The sequence below is a fragment of the Faecousia intestinalis genome (assembly GCF_040096185.1).
Classification (GTDB): domain Bacteria; phylum Bacillota; class Clostridia; order Oscillospirales; family Oscillospiraceae; genus JAZOXB01.
This window is the reverse complement of record NZ_JBBMFF010000223.1, coordinates 1-17,170: the sequence shown is the minus strand read 5'-3', so window position 1 is coordinate 17,170 and position 17,170 is coordinate 1. Positions and strand designations below refer to the sequence as shown.

The window sequence follows — 17,170 nt, the reverse complement described above, 5'->3', positions numbered from 1 at the left end:
CTGTTCGGTGCATCCACTCCACCTTGGAGCGCAGAGGTTGCACCGACACATGAACTGAATTATGGAGGATTTTATCAATATGAATATACGCAACGAAATAAAGGCACAGATCATCCGTGCCGGGATGACCATGCAGGAAGTTGTTGACCTGCTCTCGGACGAGTACGGATGGAGCGACAGCGTTTCCAACCTGTCCGCAAAATTACAGCGGGAAAGTATACGATACAAGGAAGTATTGGAGCTTGCCGCTGTGCTTGGTTACGACATCGTATGGCAGAAAAGACGGGAGAAGTGATACCCCGGCAACAGCCCTCCGCATCTCCCGTCCCCATAGGCGCACCGCAGTGCTGCCCATGGACAGGCAGTGAAAGATACGGTTTTCGCTGCCATCGTCTGCAAGAAATGTTCCGCAGAACAGCTTCATGCAGACGGGCTGACCAAGGTAAAAGGCGCAGACATTTTGCCTTGGTCAGCAGAGGTCACCGCAGTGACCGCACTCCCCCTCGGGAGAGCCCTCGGAGAGCCCACGGCACTTTGCAGCCAGAATGGATGAAAGTGTTATAGTGGGTTATTACACTTCCGCAGAAGTGCATCCCCGCAGCCCCGCCCGTCTGCTACTCTCGAAAGAAAGGAAAAAACCTATGGCAAGAAACGATGGAATTGACCGTACCTTTGCCCGTAACCAGGACTTGCCCACCCTCGACGATGTGGCGAAAGTTCAGGAGCATAACGAGCGAGAAAAAGACAGCTACTCCAATCAAGATATTGATACCACCCAGACCCACCGCAATGTCCACTTCAAGAAACCTACCGACAGCTATGCCGCCATGTTCGATCAGATGATTGCAGATGGTGTTATCTCCACCCGTGGTCTGAAAGCCGATGCGGTGAAATATGGGGAGCTGCTGTTTGATGTAAACTCTGCCTACTTCCACAACCACGGCGGCTATGAATATGCCAAACAGTTCTATGCCGATGCCTACAAAGCCGCCGTGGAGATTGTGGGCGGTGAGCAGTATATCCTCTCCGCTGTAATGCATGCCGACGAGCGCAACCGGGCAATGTCGGAAGCTCTGGGTGAGGATGTGTACCACTATCACCTTCATGTGGTTTATATCCCGGTGGTGGAGAAACAAATCCTGTGGTCGAAGCGATGCAAGGATGAATCCCTCCGGGGAACGGTAAAGGAAACGATCACACAGGTCAGCCGCAGTAAGAAGTGGGAATCCAAACCCGTTCTTGATGAAAACGGAAATCCTATGTTGAACGCAAAAGGGAAAAAGATTTTGAAGTCGTCCTACAGTGTGCTGCAGGATGACTTTTTCAATTTCATGCGAAACGCTGGTTATACCGATGTAGAGCGTGGAGAATGTGGCAGCACCGAAGAACATCTGACGGTGACACAGTTCAAGGTACAGGCCGAACAGCAGCGTTTGGAAGCTGTGACCGGACAGGTGGCACAGGCCGAGCAGAGCTTAGCGGATGCCAAAGCTGCCACGGAGAAGCAGAAAAAGAAACTGGAAGCTCTGAAAAAGGAAACTCAGGCTGCTAAGTCTGTTGCTATGACTGCACATGAGATTGAGTCGATGGGCAAGAAAAATCCCATTACGGGAAATGTTACCATGACGGCGGATGAGTGCCGCACGCTAAAGGATTATGCGGTCAGCAGCTTTGCGGAAAAGTCTGAGAAGCTGAAATACAAGCAGAAATTCGAGCAGGCAGATAAAAACGCAAAGATATGGAAAGACCGTTTTGAAAAACTGAACAAAGACTATGAGGAGCTGAAACAAAAAGCCCAGCCTTTCCTGGATGCGATTGAGATTGCATCTGAAAAGGTCTGGGCTTTTATCAATGCCATCCTCGCCAGGGGAAAGGAACTGTATGAACACAAACACCCTGCCCGCAATCGTGGACAGGACATGGAAATTTAAGAAAGGAACTATTTGCCTATGAAGAAAACCGTAGATGAAATTAACAAGATGATTATGGAAGATGCCCCGATGGAAGAAATCAACGATGCCATCGGCTATATTGATATTTACTCCTGCTTCGATCCGATTTTTGAGCCGCCTATTGATTTTCTGGAAGAATGCCGCAAGCGTTGGGAAGCGGCACAGTCCTCTTTCTGCAAAACCATTGAGTGCAAGATCGGAAACACATGGTATGTGATTGAAACGGAGTGTGATGGAAATGAGCCACTTACCGACAAGGTAAAACGGCTCATTTTTTCTGACAAGGGGGTGATTTGTTAATGACTGCGACACAAAAGCATGATATAATTCCAATATGCACAACGGTACTGTCGGCTGACCAACCACCGAAGGAGGATATTATGTTGGATCAGCAGAAAATTACCATTCTCTATTGCCGTCTGAGCAACGAGGATGCCCAGGAAGGCGAGAGTAACAGTATCGCAAATCAGAGAGAGTATTTAACCCGATATGCCCGTGACCACGGGTATACAAACCTGAAAATTCTGGTGGATGACGGTTATACGGGGACGAACTTTGCTGGGGTTAGATAGCGATACTTTTTACATCTACCATGTTGCGGCGGTCATGGTTGACAACTTGCGTCGGCTCCTGCTCGGTATCAACCTGTCCGACAAAGCTATAATGGATTTCGATTTTCCGGGTGTTGGTTTCCCGGTCTAATTCATGTATCAAAATACGGTCGATAAACTCATGGACGTTTTCATAGGTCAATTCCTGTATGTCGCTGTATTTCCCGACAATCTGAATAAACCTTGATATATCCCTTTTTCGCTCGGTAACGGTTGCGATCTGCTGTTGTAACTCGTCTATCCTTGCGGCAAGGGATTTCTTTTCGTCCTCATAGCCGGAAGTTAGAAACACAAACCGTTCATCTGTCAGTCTGCCTAATGCGTTGTCCTCATACAGCTTGCGGAAAAGCGTGTCAAGTTCGGTCATACGCGCCTGTGCTTTGAAAAGTTCCTTTTGCTGCTGCGCTAATGCCTTTCTCGCTTCCATGTCGCCGTACTCGGTAGCTTTACAGATAAAGTCCTGTTCGTGTTCCTTAACATACCGCAAAACCCGCCGCATATCTTCCAGCACTAAATCAAGAAGTACGTTTTTGCGGATATAATGAGAGGTACACTCGCTGCCTGTCCTTGCCCTGTTGCGCCATGCGCCGCAAGAATAGGAAAACTTGCGCGGCTCGATATTTACGCCCTGTTGGTAATACATCTTATGTCTGCAACCAGCGCAAAACAGCAAGCCGGAAAAAATATCAATCTCCGCTGCTTTTGTCGGGCGGTGGCGGGTAGCAATCCGCTTTTGCGCAAGTTCAAAGGTTTCCTCGTCAACAAGCGGCTCATGGGTGTTTGGGAAGAAATAGCGTTGTTCTTCTTCGTTCTTCCGGGTCTTTTTCGACTTGTAGGATACCTTGTGAGTTTTCGCGGTTATGGTATGCCCTAAATATTCCTGCCTTGCTAATATGTCATAGAGCGTTTTGTCCGGCCAAGTATAGGGGGCGATCATTGCCCGCTGATACCGCGCCTGTCCTGTACGCTGATAGCGCAACGCTCCAATCGTCAAGACTTTGTTTTCCGCAAGCCATTTTTGGATTTCGCACATACGCACGCCGCTAACAAACATAGCGAAAACCTGTTTGACAATCGGCGCGGTTTCCGGGTCGGGTATAAGGTGGTGGCGGTTGTTCGGGTCTGGGATATAGCCGTATGGATATTCCCCGTTGACGCGCTCGCCTTTTTGCGCCTGTGCCTGTTTAACTGCGCGGATTTTCTTGCTTGTGTCGCGGGCGTAAAACTCGTTAAACCAGTTCCGCAAGGGGGTAAACTCGTTATCCTCCCGCGCTGTGTCAACTCCGTCGTTGATCGCGATATAGCGTACTCCGTTTTCGGGAAATACAATCTCTATGAGTTCGCCCGTTTTCAGATAGTTTCTGCCAAGACGGGAAAGGTCTTCTTGTGTCAAGTAGGGACTAAAAAAATTTTGAGAATTTACAAGCCGTTCATAGGTGGACAACCACCCGTGAACGGCTTGCGTTTTCTCTATGCTCTTGTGCCGTTCTTTGTGCGACGCTTCTTATACGCCGCCGCAAATGCCTCCATCATCGGAGTGACCGGAAGCTCGTTGTCAGGCTTGGACAGATACTCGAACCGGATGCCGTTCTCCCGGAACTTTCGCTCAAACCTCATGAAAGAGGAAGTGTCCCGGCTGATTCGCGAGGTGTCGCGGGTGAGGATCGTACCGATGTCCTGACGCTTGGCTTCGTTCAGCAGGAAGTTCATGATACCTTCCGTATGGACGCCGGAGATGCCGTCTGCCGCCACAGCAGCAGCCACCTCATAGCCTTTGTCCTTCGCATAGCGTTCCAGCTCTTCCCGCTGGTCTGCTGCCGCAAGCTGATCCGCACAGGCAACGCGGATATAAAGAAATACTTTCATTTGGCTTCTCCTTCTGATGTAGTGAGGAAGTCCTTGAACCTCCAGACGATTTCTATGTTGTCAAGATCGTAAATGTAGACCGCAGAAATGAATGCGTGGGTCAGCTCATAGGTCAGAGCTTTGCAGTCGGCGTACTGTTCGCAGACCGCGTCCAGCTTTTCATCTGAACAGGCGGTCTCGGAGTCAAGCTCCTTCATTCGCTCGTGACTGCGCTGGATTGCTCCATCGTTTTCAGCAATCTTCACATCCGCTGCCGCCTTCTGCTGAATGTACGCCTCCTTCGTGATGCTTCCGGCTGCATACTTCTCGTAGAGCCTCAGCTTGGACGCCTTGTGCTGCTCGTTCTGCTTTTGCAGAGTGCGGATTTTATCAGCACATTCCTTGATGGCAGATTTCCGCAGATCACCGACTTCGCGGTTCTGTATTGCTTCCTTCTGTGCCAAAGCAAGAAACTGAGTAAGGGCATGGAAGACAACCTTCTCAATATCCATTTCCGGAAAGCTCCTGCCAACCGGACAGTCTGTGTTTCCGTTGTTGACCGAGTGAATGCACTGGAAGTACCGAATGCCAGCCTTGTTCTTTCGGCGTGTCATAGCACGTTTACAGTTACCGCAGCGGACGAGTCCCTTGAGCGGATAGTCATGCTGCTTGCGCGTGGGATTCCGTCCTCCGCCTCGAATGACCTTCTGAGCAAGCTCAAAGTCTTCCTTGCTGATAATAGCTTCATGCGTTCCTTCTACGATAATCGGCTCATTGACAACACGCTTTTTTGAGCCGACACCGCAGGACTTCATTTTGCGGCTGACCAGTGTTCCGGTGTAAACAAGGTTTTTGAGGATGTTATAGACCATCACGGTTTCCCAACTGATTTTCTCGCTCATGTTACTGAACTTCTTCTTGTCGGGATGCTTGCTCTTGAAGTATTGCCCCGGCGTCGGGATGCCGTCATCATTCAGGCTGCGGGCGATCTGAGAGGTGTTGCTGCCTTCCAGCGCCTCGCGGAAAATACGACGGATCACATCAGCCGCCTCCGGGTCTACGGCAAGTTTGTTCCGAATGGTGGGATGCAGGACGTAGCCGTATGGGGCGTAGCCACCGACATACTTGCCCTGCTTCATCATCTGGATTTTTGCCGATGTGGTCTTTACGGAAAGGTCTTTGCTGTATGCGGCGTAGATGATGCTGCGCATAACCACTTCCAGGCCGCCCGTTGTGCCTTTGTAATCGTCACTGTCATAGCCGTCGTTGATGGAAATAAAGCGGACGCCCATGAATGGAAAAGTGCATTCCAGATAGTTTCCCGTTTCAATGTAGTCACGAGAAAAGCGGGAAAAGTCTTTGACGCAGATCAGATTGATTTCGCCGCGCTTGACCTTCTCCATCATCTGCGTGAACTGAGGACGGTGAAAGTTCGTGCCGGTATAACCGTCATCCGCAAACTCAGACCGCTGACAGTGAGACAACTCCGGATGATTGTCGAGAAAGCGATTGATGAGCATACGCTGGTTGCCGATGCTGTCACTTTCCGCCTTGCTGCCATAACCGGTATCTTCATCAGCCATTGAGAGGCGGATGTAGATGCCGATGTTGTATTCCTTGCTCATTTACATCGCCTCCTGCACTTCCTTGATACTCTGAACGGTCAGAGCGTAAATATCGCCGTATTTCATGACCAGCTCGATTGAGCCGTCCTCATGGACTTTCACAAGCTCTACGGACTCGTCAACCAACTCCTGAGAGAGCATCGTTGCACCGCTGACGGATTTCATCAGCGTGAGCCACTTATTGTCCTCGGACATTGCCTCGGCAAACTTTACCTTCCGCTGAACCGCTTCATCCAACCGCCGTGAAAGATCGACATACTGCTCATCGTAGGCTTTCTTGGCAAAGGCGTATTCCTCTTCATCGAGAACGCCTTCCGTGAAGTCCTCATAGAGACGGGTACGCTTCTTGGAAATACCGCTGAGTTTCAGATTCAGGCTTGTAATGAGCGCATTCTGCTGATCTCGGATGCTGCGTTCACCTTCGCTGTTTCTCAGTTTGGCAAGCAGCTTGTCGTAATTGAGAGCCGCCTTGACTTGAAGCTGGATCGCCGCAAGCACATCGGCTTCGAGTTTGTCCTGCCGCGTATAGTGTGGCGTACAGAGATTGCCGCGCTTGACGGATGAACTGCACTCATAGAAGGCGTACCATGCGCCGTCCTTGCGCTTGTCAACGCGCTTGCGATGGAAGTAGAGCTTTTTGCCGCAGTCTGCGCAGACGATTTTGTCTTCAAAGAGATTGATCAGCGTAGCGCGGATTTCTTCCGTGCGCTCCATCTTCTCAACCCTTGTCCTTGCAGCAGCGTTCCGCATTTCTCGTACCTTCTGGAAGTCCTCACGGGAGATAATCGCCTCGTGAGTATTGGGAAAAACAATCCATTCCTCACGGTCAATGTGCTGATTCTTGACGCCCTTGTAGATGGCGTTCAGCGTCCGTCCGAGAACGGTATCTCCGACGTAATGGGGATTATCCAGAATGGTAGTCAGTGAAGATTTGTTCCAAATCTTCTTTGCCGTAGCATTGCCTGTGCGGACGCCGACCTGATACTTCTGAAACTCCGGATTGGGCGCGTTCATTGCATCAAGCCGGTCTGCAATCGCAGGAAGGGACAGCCCTTCAATCTTCCATTGGAAAATCTTCCGGACAATCGGTGCGGTTTCCTCATCGAAGACCATATTGCTGTGTTCTTCATCCCAGCGATAACCATACGGGAGATTGCGCTTCTTGAACTCTCCACTTTCCATCTGTGCCTTGAGCGCAGTAGAAACCTTGCGGGAGATGTCCTTCGAGTAGAGGGTGTTGATCATGTTTTGCAGAGGGATGATGAGACTTTCGCCGGAGCCGTCCGTATCAAAGTTGTCGTAGTTCTCTTTGATGGCGATAAACCGAAGCCCGACCTGCGGAAAGACCCGTTCCAGATAGGTTCCTGCCTCGATGTAGTCACGCCCGAACCGGCTGAGATCACGAACCACAAGGCACTTGATCCTGCCGGTGCGGATGTCGTTCATCAGACGGTTGAACTCCGGTCTGTCAAAAACCGTACCCGTTCGTCCGTTATCCACATAGGTATCTATCAGATTCAGGTAGGGACGCTCTGCAATGTACGACTTGCAAATCTCAATCTGATTTGCGATGACATCCACCTTTTCGGACTTGCCGCTGTTTTCAACGGAAAGACGGGCATAGATGGCTGTTGAGAAGACCTCGGAAGAGACAGATTCGATAACCGGCTCTTCGACTGCAATTTGCTTTCTGCTTTTTCTTGCCATTTGCTCATCCCTCCTTTATACGGCAATATCCAGTTCATCGGCATAGCCGAGAACGTATTCAAGCGTCTGCTGGTATTCGTCCCTGTATTTGAAGACGATTTCGATTGCATGGTTTTCGTGAATCAGAATGCGGTCAACAAGGGACATCAGCACACGGCGGTTCAGTTCTTCGACGTTTTCATACTGCTTGAAAAGCGTTACCCAGTTCCGTTCGGTCGTGCCGGTTGTCACCGTCTGCTTCATTTCTTTTTTGACCCGCAGAAGTGCCTCCTGTTTGTCCTCAATGATTTTGGTGTAGCTGCTGCGGAACTCGAAGTATTCCGATTTATCAATGACGCCGCCGATGAAGTTCTCGTAAAGCCCCAGCTTGAGCTTTTGGTACCGTTCAATCTCTTCCTCGATTTTGGCGATCTGAGCTTCGTAATTGAAAGCCTTACGGCTCTGAGACGGAAGCCGTTCTATCATCGCAAGCGCGTGTTCCAGATTGATGACAAGCTCGATCTGGTCATGAATGGCACGGAAGACCTTCTCTTCAACCTCTTTTGCGGCGATGCTGTGCGGGCTGCACGTCCGGGTGTGCTTATTGGTGGAGCAGACGTAGTAGATATACTTTTTCGTCTTCGACGGGACGGTCTTGCGGATCATTGGCTGCTGACAGTCTCCGCAGAACAAGAAGCCGGAAAACAGGTGTGCTTCGTTTTGATCGGGTGAGCAGCGCATATCCCGCTGCATCATGACCTTGACTGCCATGAAGTCCTCGTAGGACACAAGAGCTTCATGCGCGTTCTCAACCTTGACCCACTCGGATTCATCCTTGCTCTTCACGACGCGGACTTTGTAGTTGGGAGTGCCGCGCTTGCCTTGAGCCAGAACGCCGATATAAACCTCGTTGGTGAGAATACGCTGGACGGCTTTGTACGTCCATTTTGCGGTATCGCCGGTTTTGAAGACGGTATCGAACTTCACACCGGCGGAATGCTTGTATTCCATCGGGGACAGGACGCCCATTTGGTTCAGACGCTTTGCAATGCGCCCAATGGAGAACCCGTCCTTGTACATGGAGAAGATCATCTGCACATATTCGCTGACCGCTTCATCCACGATGAGCTGGTTTTTGTTCTCCGGCGATTTCATGTAGCCGTAAGGCGCGAACGAGCCGACGAACTCACCACTTTTCTGTTTGACTTCCAAACTGCTTCGGATTTTCATGGAGATGTCCTTGCAGTAAGAATCGTTAATCAGGTTTTTGAACGGGATAACAAAGGAGTCGGACTGCGGATCACCGGTCAGACTGTCATACGCATCATTGATTGCGATGAAGCGAATGCCAAGCTGCGGGAAAATCTTTTCAATGTAGCGCCCGCCGTCGATGTAGTTTCTTGAGAAGCGGCTGAGATCCTTGACCACGATGCAGTCAAGCGCACCCTTGCGGATTGCCTCTTCCAGCTTTTTGAACTGAGGACGATTGAAGGAAACGCCGCTGTAACCGTCATCCACAAACGGCTCACAGACAAGCTCCAAATCCTCATGCCTTGCGATATAGTCCTCGCAGATGGCTCTCTGGCTGGCGATGGAGTTGCTTTCTACTTTGTCTCCATCTTCACGGGACAGACGGCAGTAGATCGCCGTGCGGTAAACCTTGTCTGGCATAAAAATAACCTCCGTTTTTCTGTTTGGTGTGGTACATCAAATCAGAAAGACGAAGGCTTGCCTCAACTCTTATGAAGAGAAACACGAAAACGCCACATGACCATCAGGGCAAGCGGCTTAATCCGTATTCTTCTTTTTTGACCGATTTCATTATACCACAGGCTCAATCGCTTGTCCATAGAACCGGGTGAAAAGATTCAGACTGTTCATAAATCAGAGACCTCTCAGATAGTGTTCCAGACAATCTTCCATTGTCGTGTCCGTCGCGGCGAAGCTGATCTTCACCACAGTTTTCCCGTCCAGATAACAATAGGGATTTCTGATCTGCTTGATGAACTCCCTCAGCCTGTCCTCTCGCGGTGCCGCAGGATCAAGCCGGATGCTGCTTCTCTGAACGAGTGTGCTTCGGTCAACCGTTTTCGGACTGACGCTTTTCATTGTTTCAATGCCCATCATATTCTAAGCACCTCCTGTTTCGTGAAATATTCAGGACAAAAGGATATGGCAGAGCATCTTGTGAAGATACCCTGCCACATAGTTTTCATCCTGAAACTATATAGTAAGTTTCTTTTGGGTTTGTTTCATTGTCCGGCATATTTGCAGCTCGCGCCCCTGCCAGAAGAACTTTGCAGTTCCGGGAATGCTGCGGACTACCAATGGTCAATCGGTATCATGGGACTCTCACCCCTCCGAGGATCGCTCCGAGCCGCCCATTCAAAGAAAAGACGGAAGTATCATTATACCCGGCATCTGCATCGTCGCAAGCAGCCGCACCACACGACTGTTATAGCTCTCCGGAGGTCGCTCACTCCCTTTCGGGAGGTCTTGGCGTCGGAAGCTGTGTTGCTTCGCAGAAGCGGAAAGATCCGCAGCACTGAACTATTCAGTTTTCAAGGAGCAGTGAAGTGGTCTGATTGACCCTTTCACTTTACAACGGACATCTTTTTGCCGTTTGTTGAGTACCGCTCAAAAAATTCTTTGAAATTTTTTCTGCACCGCTGCTTTGAGGTCAAATGCAGCTCTGATGCCGATGCCTTTCCTTCGGGCAAACTCTCGAAGAGTCAGTCCTTCACGGGTCATCGCAAGATACAATTCGCGCTGCTTCTCGGTCAGAATGGAAAGAAGCTCCTTCTCTTTGAGGGCGGTGATCAGTTCCTCCATGCAGTCGCGGGAGTCTGCCAGCCATGCAGCGGACTTCACATCGTCCTCCGGCATAGCGTCAAGGGACAGCACGGTATCAGAAATTTTCTCTGCGCCGTCCTCATCCTCAGAGGTGTTGTCAGAGCCATACGAGCGTCTGATCCGCTTTTCCTCTGCGCGAAGGATTCTCATAACCTTGCGGTCAACCTCGGAAACTTCGCCGGTTCGTTTCACGCGCACCATGCACTTGCCGTCCTCCGTAGTCCAGAGGTCGTAATCGAACGCGATAGGGGTCTTAGGGATTTTCATTGTTCATCCTTTCCGCTGCGCGGGAGCAGCGGGAAGGGTGAAGACAGAAAAAGAGCCGCATGACGGTGAGGTTTGAATCCCATGCCGATAAAACAGAGCAATTAAACTCTGTCTCATGCGGCATTAGGATGACTTCACCTATCAGGCGGCTCCACAGCTCAGCTATGACATATATTTTATTTTAGAACAGAGGCTTGTCCTCCGGTTCTTACTTGGTACGCGGTCGCAGTCTTCTCATATTCAGCACATCAAAGACTGTGATCCGCCCGCATTTCTTGCACTTGGATTCTACATGACCCCTCGTGTCCTCGTAGACAGCAATGGCATTATGCTGACAATAGGGACATTTCAGGTATCGGGGCTTCTGCTGGGAAATGGCAACTCTTGCCCTGCGGATTTTTTCGATCAGCTCCGGCGTCGGTTCCTGAACCCGAATGGATGCTCTCTTCATTACCACACCTCCAATGGGTCAACATACTCACTGAATGGACGATCTACCATGTAGCCGAGCTGACGAAGGCGGATAGACGCCGTTGTCTTGGAGACACCGAACAACCGGCAGAAAAGGCGCAGCGTTAAGTGATCACCATACGAATACCTCCCCTCGTAATTGATCAGCGGCGTTTCTGCAAACCGACGCATTGCCAGGTCAACCTCTTTTTGAGGAAGCAGGATCGCCGCGCCCAAGACATTTGCTTGCCACTCGTTCCAGTCCTCGCGGGTTTTCAGCTCTCGCGGCGTATAGGCTGTCCGTGCGGAATATTTCATTTCGCAGGACGCCTTTACCTCTTCCGATTCCAGTTGGAAGAGAATCTGATGGGCGCACTCGTGGGCAAGGGTAAATCTGCGCTTGGCGCAGAGCCGCTGCACGTTGCCGGATCGAATGAAGCTCTCGTCCAAGATAATTTGATTACGCTTCAAAGCCAGTGTGCGCGTAATACCAAGTTCCGTGATCTTGTACTCAGTGTCGGCATAGGCAGTGACACCGCAGATGCTTCCGTCCGGCGAGAGACGGGCGAATGATACGCGAAGACCGAGATAGTTCTTTGCAAACTGATCAATGGGTGTTGGCAAAGCTGATCGGTCGGGCTTGTCCGCCTCATCCCCGAAAAAGAACCGGTTGAAGTCCTTCGTTGTTGAGGCTGCAATTTCTTCAAGTTGGCGCTGGGATAAAATCATGAGCAGTTGTCCTCCTTTGCTTCGACGAACCACTTGTCTCCTTCGTGGAAAAGAAATGACTCCTTTCCGCGAATCTGAACTGTGTAACGGATGCCTCCGCCCCCAACCTTTTTGGATGTGGCGCGGCATTTGTATAGAATCTGGTCGATTTGAAAGATTACACCGTTGTCCCACCAGATAAGGCGAGGGAGGATTGCCCCCTCCTTGTCCACATCCAGCGTAACCGGGACGTATGCTTTTCTGTACTGTGTAGCCATTTCTGTTTTTCTCACTCCTGTTCCCTCATACCGGTGTATGCCGGTACGGATAATCTTCGGCAGCATAAATGCCTGTCCATTTGAACTGCTCAAAAGATGTAACTTTTTCGTGTACAACTACTCATGCCCCTTGACAGGATGAGCAATTCAAGATATACTATGAGTAGTTGGATTGCTCAGTCATTATTATACGCACTTCAAGTGCCTTTGTCAATAGACTTGCGCAATTTGATGTCGCAAACTTTTTGTGAACAGGAGTGATTACCAAAATGACGTTTGGAGAGAAATTCAAGGCTGAACGGGAGAAGCGGAAGCTGACCCAGCAGGAAGTAGCCGATGCACTGGGGATCAACAGGCGTATGATTACCCGGTACGAGAACGGCATTTCCTTTCCCCGTACCAAGGACGCTTACAGAAAAATCGCGGAATACTTCAAGGTGGATGTGAACTATCTGCTGACCGAGGACGAAGAGTTTGTGGTTCAGGCATCCGAGCAGTACGGCTCCCGTGGCATGAAACAGGCAAAGGACCTGATTGAAGGGATGTCCGGCTTGTTTGCGGGCGGTACGCTGTCTGAGCAGGACAAGGATGCGGTGATGAAGGCGTTGCAGGATATATATTGGGAATCCAAAGCCCGGAATGTTGAGAAATACACGCCGAAGAAATACAAGAAGACCGGTACGGACGCAGAGGAATAACTGTCTGCGTCTCGGTTTCTTGACGGATTTACTTTGACTGTTTTCAACATGAAAGGGGTGAAGGTCCCGTGATAATTCGCTCCGAGGAAATATACAAAAAGGCGAACAGCATTGTCAAAAGCTGTGGAACAAGAGATACCTTGAAGATTGCCCGTGAGCTGGGCATTCATCTCCATTTTCTTGACAATCTGAACGATCTGCTCGGAATGTACACCTACCGCCATAAAGAGCGGCATATTCTTCTGAACTCCAACATGGAGTATCTGATCATGCAAATGGTTTGCGGTCACGAGATCGGGCATGATACCTTTCACCGTGATCTTGCCAAAGGAAACGAACCGCTCCCGGAGTTCGTGCTGTTCGATATGCGCACAAAACACGAATATGAGGCGAATGCGTTTGCCTCACACCTGATCATTGACGATGATGAGCTGATTGACCTGATGAAGCAGGACTACGATGTGGTGCAGCTCTCGGCTGCAATGGGAACAAACATCAACCTGATGCTGATCAAGCTCAACGAGCTGAACCGCATGGGCTGGCAGCTCAACTTGCCTTATGTACCGCACTCTGACTTCCTGAAAAATGTCAGACCGGAGGGTTGAATGAGGATGAAGGATAGTAATTAGATGAACGATAACGACTATAAAGAAGCCCTTTTCTATGCCGCTTCCATCTTTAACGAACGCTTGGGGGCAGAGTTCAGCGAGGACAACCTTGTGCTGTGCTGCTTTCAGGCGGAAAACCAGCAGGAAGTCTTTGAGCAGTTCTGCAAGCAGTATTTCCCTGATCGGCTGGAAGACCGCTATACAGAGGACGGCTATTTTGACTTTCATGCCTCTGCCTTCGTCGGTAAAGGAGGCGGCGTTGATGGAATCCTTCTGCGGACAGACATTGCGCGTTATCCGGCAGAGTTGAAGCACATTCTTCTGCATGAGCTGGCGCATATCTTCTGCACCCGCAACGAGCTTGGCGGGGATAACTTCTATGAACGATACTGCATGGACGATACCATCAGCCGCGAAGAGGACGGAACCATTAACGCCGGATATGCGGTCTGGCGGGAACTCGCTGCGGAGCTGATTGCATTTGAGCTTGATGACAACTGTGATATGATTCCGCTCCGACGTAAGAAAGACCTTCTCAGCTATTACGAAGGAGAACTCCTGACCGGCAGCGGGAAAATGGGCGTCAGCATGATTCTCTGCGAGGTGATGACCAGTGCTGAGGGCGAAGCGTCCATGACATGGGACGCTGCCAAAAGCAAGTTTGCACGGTTCAAGCCCTTTGATGATCCACTGTACAGGGACTTGCTGGAACTGGTTTTCACACACATTAGAGAATGCTTTATCGTGATCGACCGCGAATTTATCTATGAAATTGGAGTTTTGTATCTGAGCATCGCCGCACAAGCGATGATTGCGTCCCTAAAGAACAGATTTCAGGAAGAATAGATAGACCGATAGAGAGAAAGGACGGGCAATGATATGAAATACAAGCTGTTTCGCTCCCCCGGTAATCTGGACAAGGCAGTCCGGAAGCACGAACTGGTTGCCGTGGAAACCGGCAAAAGCATTGATGATGTGGCAAACGCGCTTATCCGTGCCGTTCGGGATGATCTTGCGGAAATGCCGGAATATGCGCACTGTGAAACCGCTGCGTATGCACCGGAGCCGGTTCAGGAGCATCGCCGCGTGAGACGTTATCAGTATGAAATGATGGGTATTGTTTACCCGCAGTATGCGGAGAAAAATATCCTGATTGATTATGGCGTGATTGAAGAGGCAGAGTAATGTCAGAGCGAGATGTCGGACAACTGCATAGTGCCGATGACTTGATTGCCGCTGTTGAGCAATACGGCTTTCTGCCCTTCTTTCGGAATGAGATTCACGGCTTCTCCATCGAGGAACTTTGCCCACCTGAGTTATGGTTTGCGGATGATGTAGATGGTCCGTGGGAATGGAAAGGTCCGGCTGCGCGGAGCGGCAAATGTCTCTACGGCAAACTTTTCAACAAGAAAGCTGGATTTGTGAGTCGGGAGTGGATTCCGGACTTTGCGAACTTCCGGCGTGACGGCTATGACTTTGACGCCCGTTGGGATGACGGCTTGGCGTCCTACAAGGACAAGGAGCTTTATGAAGCCATAGGCGGTGAAGGCGGGATGCTTTCCAAACGCCTGAAAGAGGCTCTGAACTACCGCAAGGGCGGCAACACCGGCTTTGAGACGTGTATCACGAGACTGCAAATGCAGAGCTATGTCTGCATTGCGGATTTTGTCTATATGCAGGACAGGTACGGAAGACCTTATGGCTGGGGTGTGGCAGAATATGCGACGCCGGAAGAGCTTTTCGGGTACGACTTTATCACCTCCGCCTATCAGCGAGACCCGCAGGAATCCAAAGAGCGCATTCTAAAACATCTGCAATCACGTCTGCCTAACGCGACCGAAATGCAGCTTGAGAAAATCATAAAGGGGTAACGCAATGGACGATATTATCTTTGAGAAGGATTACCGGGAAACCGAGTCTGTCGAATACGATAAATGGTGCGATGAGGTGTTTGACCGCGCGGTCAATGGGGGTATGCTGAAAGCGTACTCCGAAGCAATGGACAAGATACCAAAGATCATTGTACCGGAGGACAAGAAGAACTACGAGTATCTTCTGGAACGCTGTGATTCGTTTGTCAAGCAACACCGCGGGTATATCAAGGGAATGGTGGACTATCATCGTTGGCACGCGGAAATCAATATGTTTCTTCCGTTTGCGGAGTTCGATGACTCAGAAGACCTTGCATTTTTGAAAGAAATTGCAGAAAAATCGCAAACCGTCTGCTTCTCCCCGGACGAAGAAGGTGGCATTCGCGTTCATATTTTTATCAACTACTTTGAAGAATTGATGTCAGCCGAACACAAGTCATACATCGAATGCGATGCTATTATGCAGGACAAGAAACTATCTGCGCTACTTGGCATACCGGAGCTTTCTGACGAGGAAAAAGAACTTGCTCTGAAAATGAAGGGCATACTTGACCGCATTGATGAGGAAACAAGGATTGACCGTACCACGGCTTTTCGAGCCGTACTTGATAAGATGGCAAAAGAGCCGGAAGAAAACTGGTCGCTTCACTATATGGCAACATTGCTGGAAGCGTTGCTATACTTCATGCTGAATGAAGGAAATGAAAAGATTGATGAGGAAGAACACAATGAGCAATAAACTTGTAGCATATTTTTCTGCGTTCGGCGTGACCGCGAAGGTTGCCGAGACGCTGGCAGAGGCAATCGGCGCGGACATCTTTGAGATTGAGCCGAAGGTGCCTTACACGGAAACTGATCTGAACTGGATGGACAAGAAAGCCCGCAGCACGATTGAGATGAACGATCCTGCCTCCCGTCCTGAGATTGCCGCGAAGCGGGATAATATGAAGGATTACAACACAATCTTTGTCGGCTTCCCGATCTGGTGGTATGTCGCGCCGACGATTATCAATACGTTTCTTGAGAGCTATGACCTGACCGGCAAGACGATCATCCCGTTTGCGACCTCCGGCGGAAGCAACATTGGCAAGACGAACGAGCGACTTGCGCCGAGTTGCAAAGGCGCAAAGCTGCTGGAAGGCAAGGTCTTCAAGGGCAGCGTCGGGCATCAGGAGCTTGCGGCATGGGTTGACGGACTTGGACTTTGAAAAGAGTACAAATCGAATTTATTAAGGAGGATATGGATGAAACTGTTTTTATGTTCGCACTTTTCAAGTGTAGGAAGTTTGATAAAAGAAGAAATTGATAACAAGAAAGTCGCATTTATTCCCACAGCTTCGCTGCGTGAAGGCTATACCGGTTATGTCGGCTCGGCTCGAAAGCTATTCAATAAACTGGGAGCAGCCGTAACGGAAATTGATATTTCAACGGAGGCTTATTTAACGATACAGTCCGTTTTTGAAGATGCGGATGTGATATATTTTACTGGTGGAAATTCTTTCTTCCTTATGGACCAGCTCCGTAAAACGGGAACGGATGAGCTATTGAAGCAGGAATTGGCAAAAGGAAAACTGATGATCGGTGAATCGGCGGGTGCGATTATATGCGCTCCAACTATCCAATATATTGAACAAATGGATAAAAAGCCGGAGGACTACTCACAAGAAGATGATGCAGGGCTTGATTTGATTGATTTCTATGTTCTTCCGCATTATCTT

20 protein-coding genes and 1 pseudogene are annotated in these 17,170 nt (G+C 49.8%); 12 read left to right on the top strand and 9 right to left on the bottom strand.

Going from position 1 to position 17,170, the window contains the following annotated elements:
* Positions 1 to 73: 73 nt before the first annotated feature.
* The 4 genes from WMO66_RS08585 to WMO66_RS08570 all read left to right on the top strand — a co-directional run bounded on the left by WMO66_RS08585 (position 74) and on the right by WMO66_RS08570 (position 2,524).
* Positions 74 to 295: a type 2 periplasmic-binding domain-containing protein gene (locus tag WMO66_RS08585; RefSeq protein WP_347003522.1), complete on the top strand. Its 222-nt coding sequence runs from the start codon at positions 74 to 76 to the stop codon at positions 293 to 295.
* Positions 296 to 641: 346 nt separating this feature from the next.
* Complete coding sequence (locus WMO66_RS08580) at positions 642 to 1,931, top strand: plasmid recombination protein (RefSeq protein WP_118411107.1); 1,290 nt, start codon at positions 642 to 644, stop codon at positions 1,929 to 1,931.
* A gap of 18 nt (positions 1,932 to 1,949) precedes the next feature.
* The gene (locus WMO66_RS08575) at positions 1,950 to 2,252 is read left to right on the top strand and encodes a hypothetical protein (RefSeq protein WP_117812173.1); all 303 of its coding nucleotides are present in this window, start codon (positions 1,950 to 1,952) and stop codon (positions 2,250 to 2,252) included.
* Between the two features lie 80 nt (positions 2,253 to 2,332).
* A complete protein-coding gene (locus WMO66_RS08570) occupies positions 2,333 to 2,524 on the top strand; it encodes a recombinase family protein (RefSeq protein WP_349136006.1) in 192 nt (63 codons plus the stop codon).
* On the opposite strand, the pseudogene WMO66_RS08565 reads toward WMO66_RS08570, so the two are convergent.
* From WMO66_RS08565 to WMO66_RS08525, 9 genes and pseudogenes are all read right to left on the bottom strand, one after another.
* Positions 2,517 to 3,947, bottom strand: a pseudogene (locus WMO66_RS08565) (DUF4368 domain-containing protein); the annotation flags it as partial. The gene WMO66_RS08570 and the pseudogene WMO66_RS08565 overlap by 8 nt on opposite strands.
* An 86-nt stretch (positions 3,948 to 4,033) precedes the next feature.
* A complete protein-coding gene (locus WMO66_RS08560; RefSeq protein WP_097785472.1) occupies positions 4,034 to 4,429 on the bottom strand; it encodes a recombinase family protein in 396 nt (131 codons plus the stop codon).
* A complete protein-coding gene (locus WMO66_RS08555; RefSeq protein ID WP_349136005.1) occupies positions 4,426 to 6,033 on the bottom strand; it encodes a recombinase family protein in 1,608 nt (535 codons plus the stop codon). The genes WMO66_RS08560 and WMO66_RS08555 overlap by 4 nt, the downstream gene beginning before the upstream one ends.
* Complete coding sequence (locus WMO66_RS08550) at positions 6,034 to 7,740, bottom strand: recombinase family protein (RefSeq protein ID WP_349136003.1); 1,707 nt, start codon at positions 7,738 to 7,740, stop codon at positions 6,034 to 6,036. It lies immediately after the preceding gene.
* Between the two features lie 15 nt (positions 7,741 to 7,755).
* On the bottom strand, positions 7,756 to 9,390 hold the full coding sequence (locus WMO66_RS08545; RefSeq protein ID WP_349136001.1) for a recombinase family protein: 1,635 nt from the start codon (positions 9,388 to 9,390) through the stop codon (positions 7,756 to 7,758).
* Positions 9,391 to 9,603: 213 nt separating this feature from the next.
* The gene (locus WMO66_RS08540; protein WP_008816138.1) at positions 9,604 to 9,846 is read right to left on the bottom strand and encodes a DUF6870 family protein; all 243 of its coding nucleotides are present in this window, start codon (positions 9,844 to 9,846) and stop codon (positions 9,604 to 9,606) included.
* 510 nt (positions 9,847 to 10,356) lie between these two features.
* Complete coding sequence (locus tag WMO66_RS08535) at positions 10,357 to 10,839, bottom strand: hypothetical protein (protein ID WP_005934739.1); 483 nt, start codon at positions 10,837 to 10,839, stop codon at positions 10,357 to 10,359.
* 450 nt (positions 10,840 to 11,289) lie between these two features.
* Positions 11,290 to 12,018 carry an ImmA/IrrE family metallo-endopeptidase gene (locus WMO66_RS08530; protein WP_071699575.1) on the bottom strand — a complete coding sequence of 243 codons (729 nt, stop codon included), beginning with the start codon at positions 12,016 to 12,018 and terminating at the stop codon, positions 11,290 to 11,292.
* Positions 12,015 to 12,290 carry a hypothetical protein gene (locus WMO66_RS08525; RefSeq protein WP_240607555.1) on the bottom strand — a complete coding sequence of 92 codons (276 nt, stop codon included), beginning with the start codon at positions 12,288 to 12,290 and terminating at the stop codon, positions 12,015 to 12,017. Before WMO66_RS08525 ends, WMO66_RS08530 begins: the two co-directional genes overlap by 4 nt.
* 254 nt (positions 12,291 to 12,544) lie before the next feature.
* On the opposite strand from WMO66_RS08525, the gene WMO66_RS08520 reads away from it, so the two are divergent.
* The 8 genes from WMO66_RS08520 to WMO66_RS08485 all read left to right on the top strand — a co-directional run.
* A complete protein-coding gene (locus tag WMO66_RS08520) occupies positions 12,545 to 12,973 on the top strand; it encodes a helix-turn-helix domain-containing protein (RefSeq protein ID WP_005934745.1) in 429 nt (142 codons plus the stop codon).
* A 140-nt stretch (positions 12,974 to 13,113) separates the two neighbouring features.
* Positions 13,114 to 13,578, top strand: a complete 465-nt coding sequence (locus tag WMO66_RS08515; RefSeq protein WP_223385148.1) for an ImmA/IrrE family metallo-endopeptidase — start codon at positions 13,114 to 13,116, stop codon at positions 13,576 to 13,578.
* A 24-nt stretch (positions 13,579 to 13,602) separates the two neighbouring features.
* Positions 13,603 to 14,427 carry a hypothetical protein gene (locus WMO66_RS08510; RefSeq protein WP_349136000.1) on the top strand — a complete coding sequence of 275 codons (825 nt, stop codon included), beginning with the start codon at positions 13,603 to 13,605 and terminating at the stop codon, positions 14,425 to 14,427.
* Between the two features lie 33 nt (positions 14,428 to 14,460).
* On the top strand, positions 14,461 to 14,766 hold the full coding sequence (locus WMO66_RS08505) for a hypothetical protein (protein ID WP_021748083.1): 306 nt from the start codon (positions 14,461 to 14,463) through the stop codon (positions 14,764 to 14,766).
* Positions 14,766 to 15,452, top strand: a complete 687-nt coding sequence (locus tag WMO66_RS08500) for an AlkZ-related protein (protein WP_349135999.1) — start codon at positions 14,766 to 14,768, stop codon at positions 15,450 to 15,452. The genes WMO66_RS08505 and WMO66_RS08500 overlap by 1 nt, the downstream gene beginning before the upstream one ends.
* Before the next feature lie 4 nt (positions 15,453 to 15,456).
* Positions 15,457 to 16,191 carry a hypothetical protein gene (locus WMO66_RS08495; RefSeq protein ID WP_117750683.1) on the top strand — a complete coding sequence of 245 codons (735 nt, stop codon included), beginning with the start codon at positions 15,457 to 15,459 and terminating at the stop codon, positions 16,189 to 16,191.
* On the top strand, positions 16,181 to 16,660 hold the full coding sequence (locus tag WMO66_RS08490) for a flavodoxin (RefSeq protein ID WP_349135997.1): 480 nt from the start codon (positions 16,181 to 16,183) through the stop codon (positions 16,658 to 16,660). Before WMO66_RS08495 ends, WMO66_RS08490 begins: the two co-directional genes overlap by 11 nt.
* A 36-nt stretch (positions 16,661 to 16,696) precedes the next feature.
* Positions 16,697 to 17,170: Type 1 glutamine amidotransferase-like domain-containing protein (locus WMO66_RS08485; protein WP_349135996.1), on the top strand; the 474-nt coding region annotated here is incomplete at its 3' end.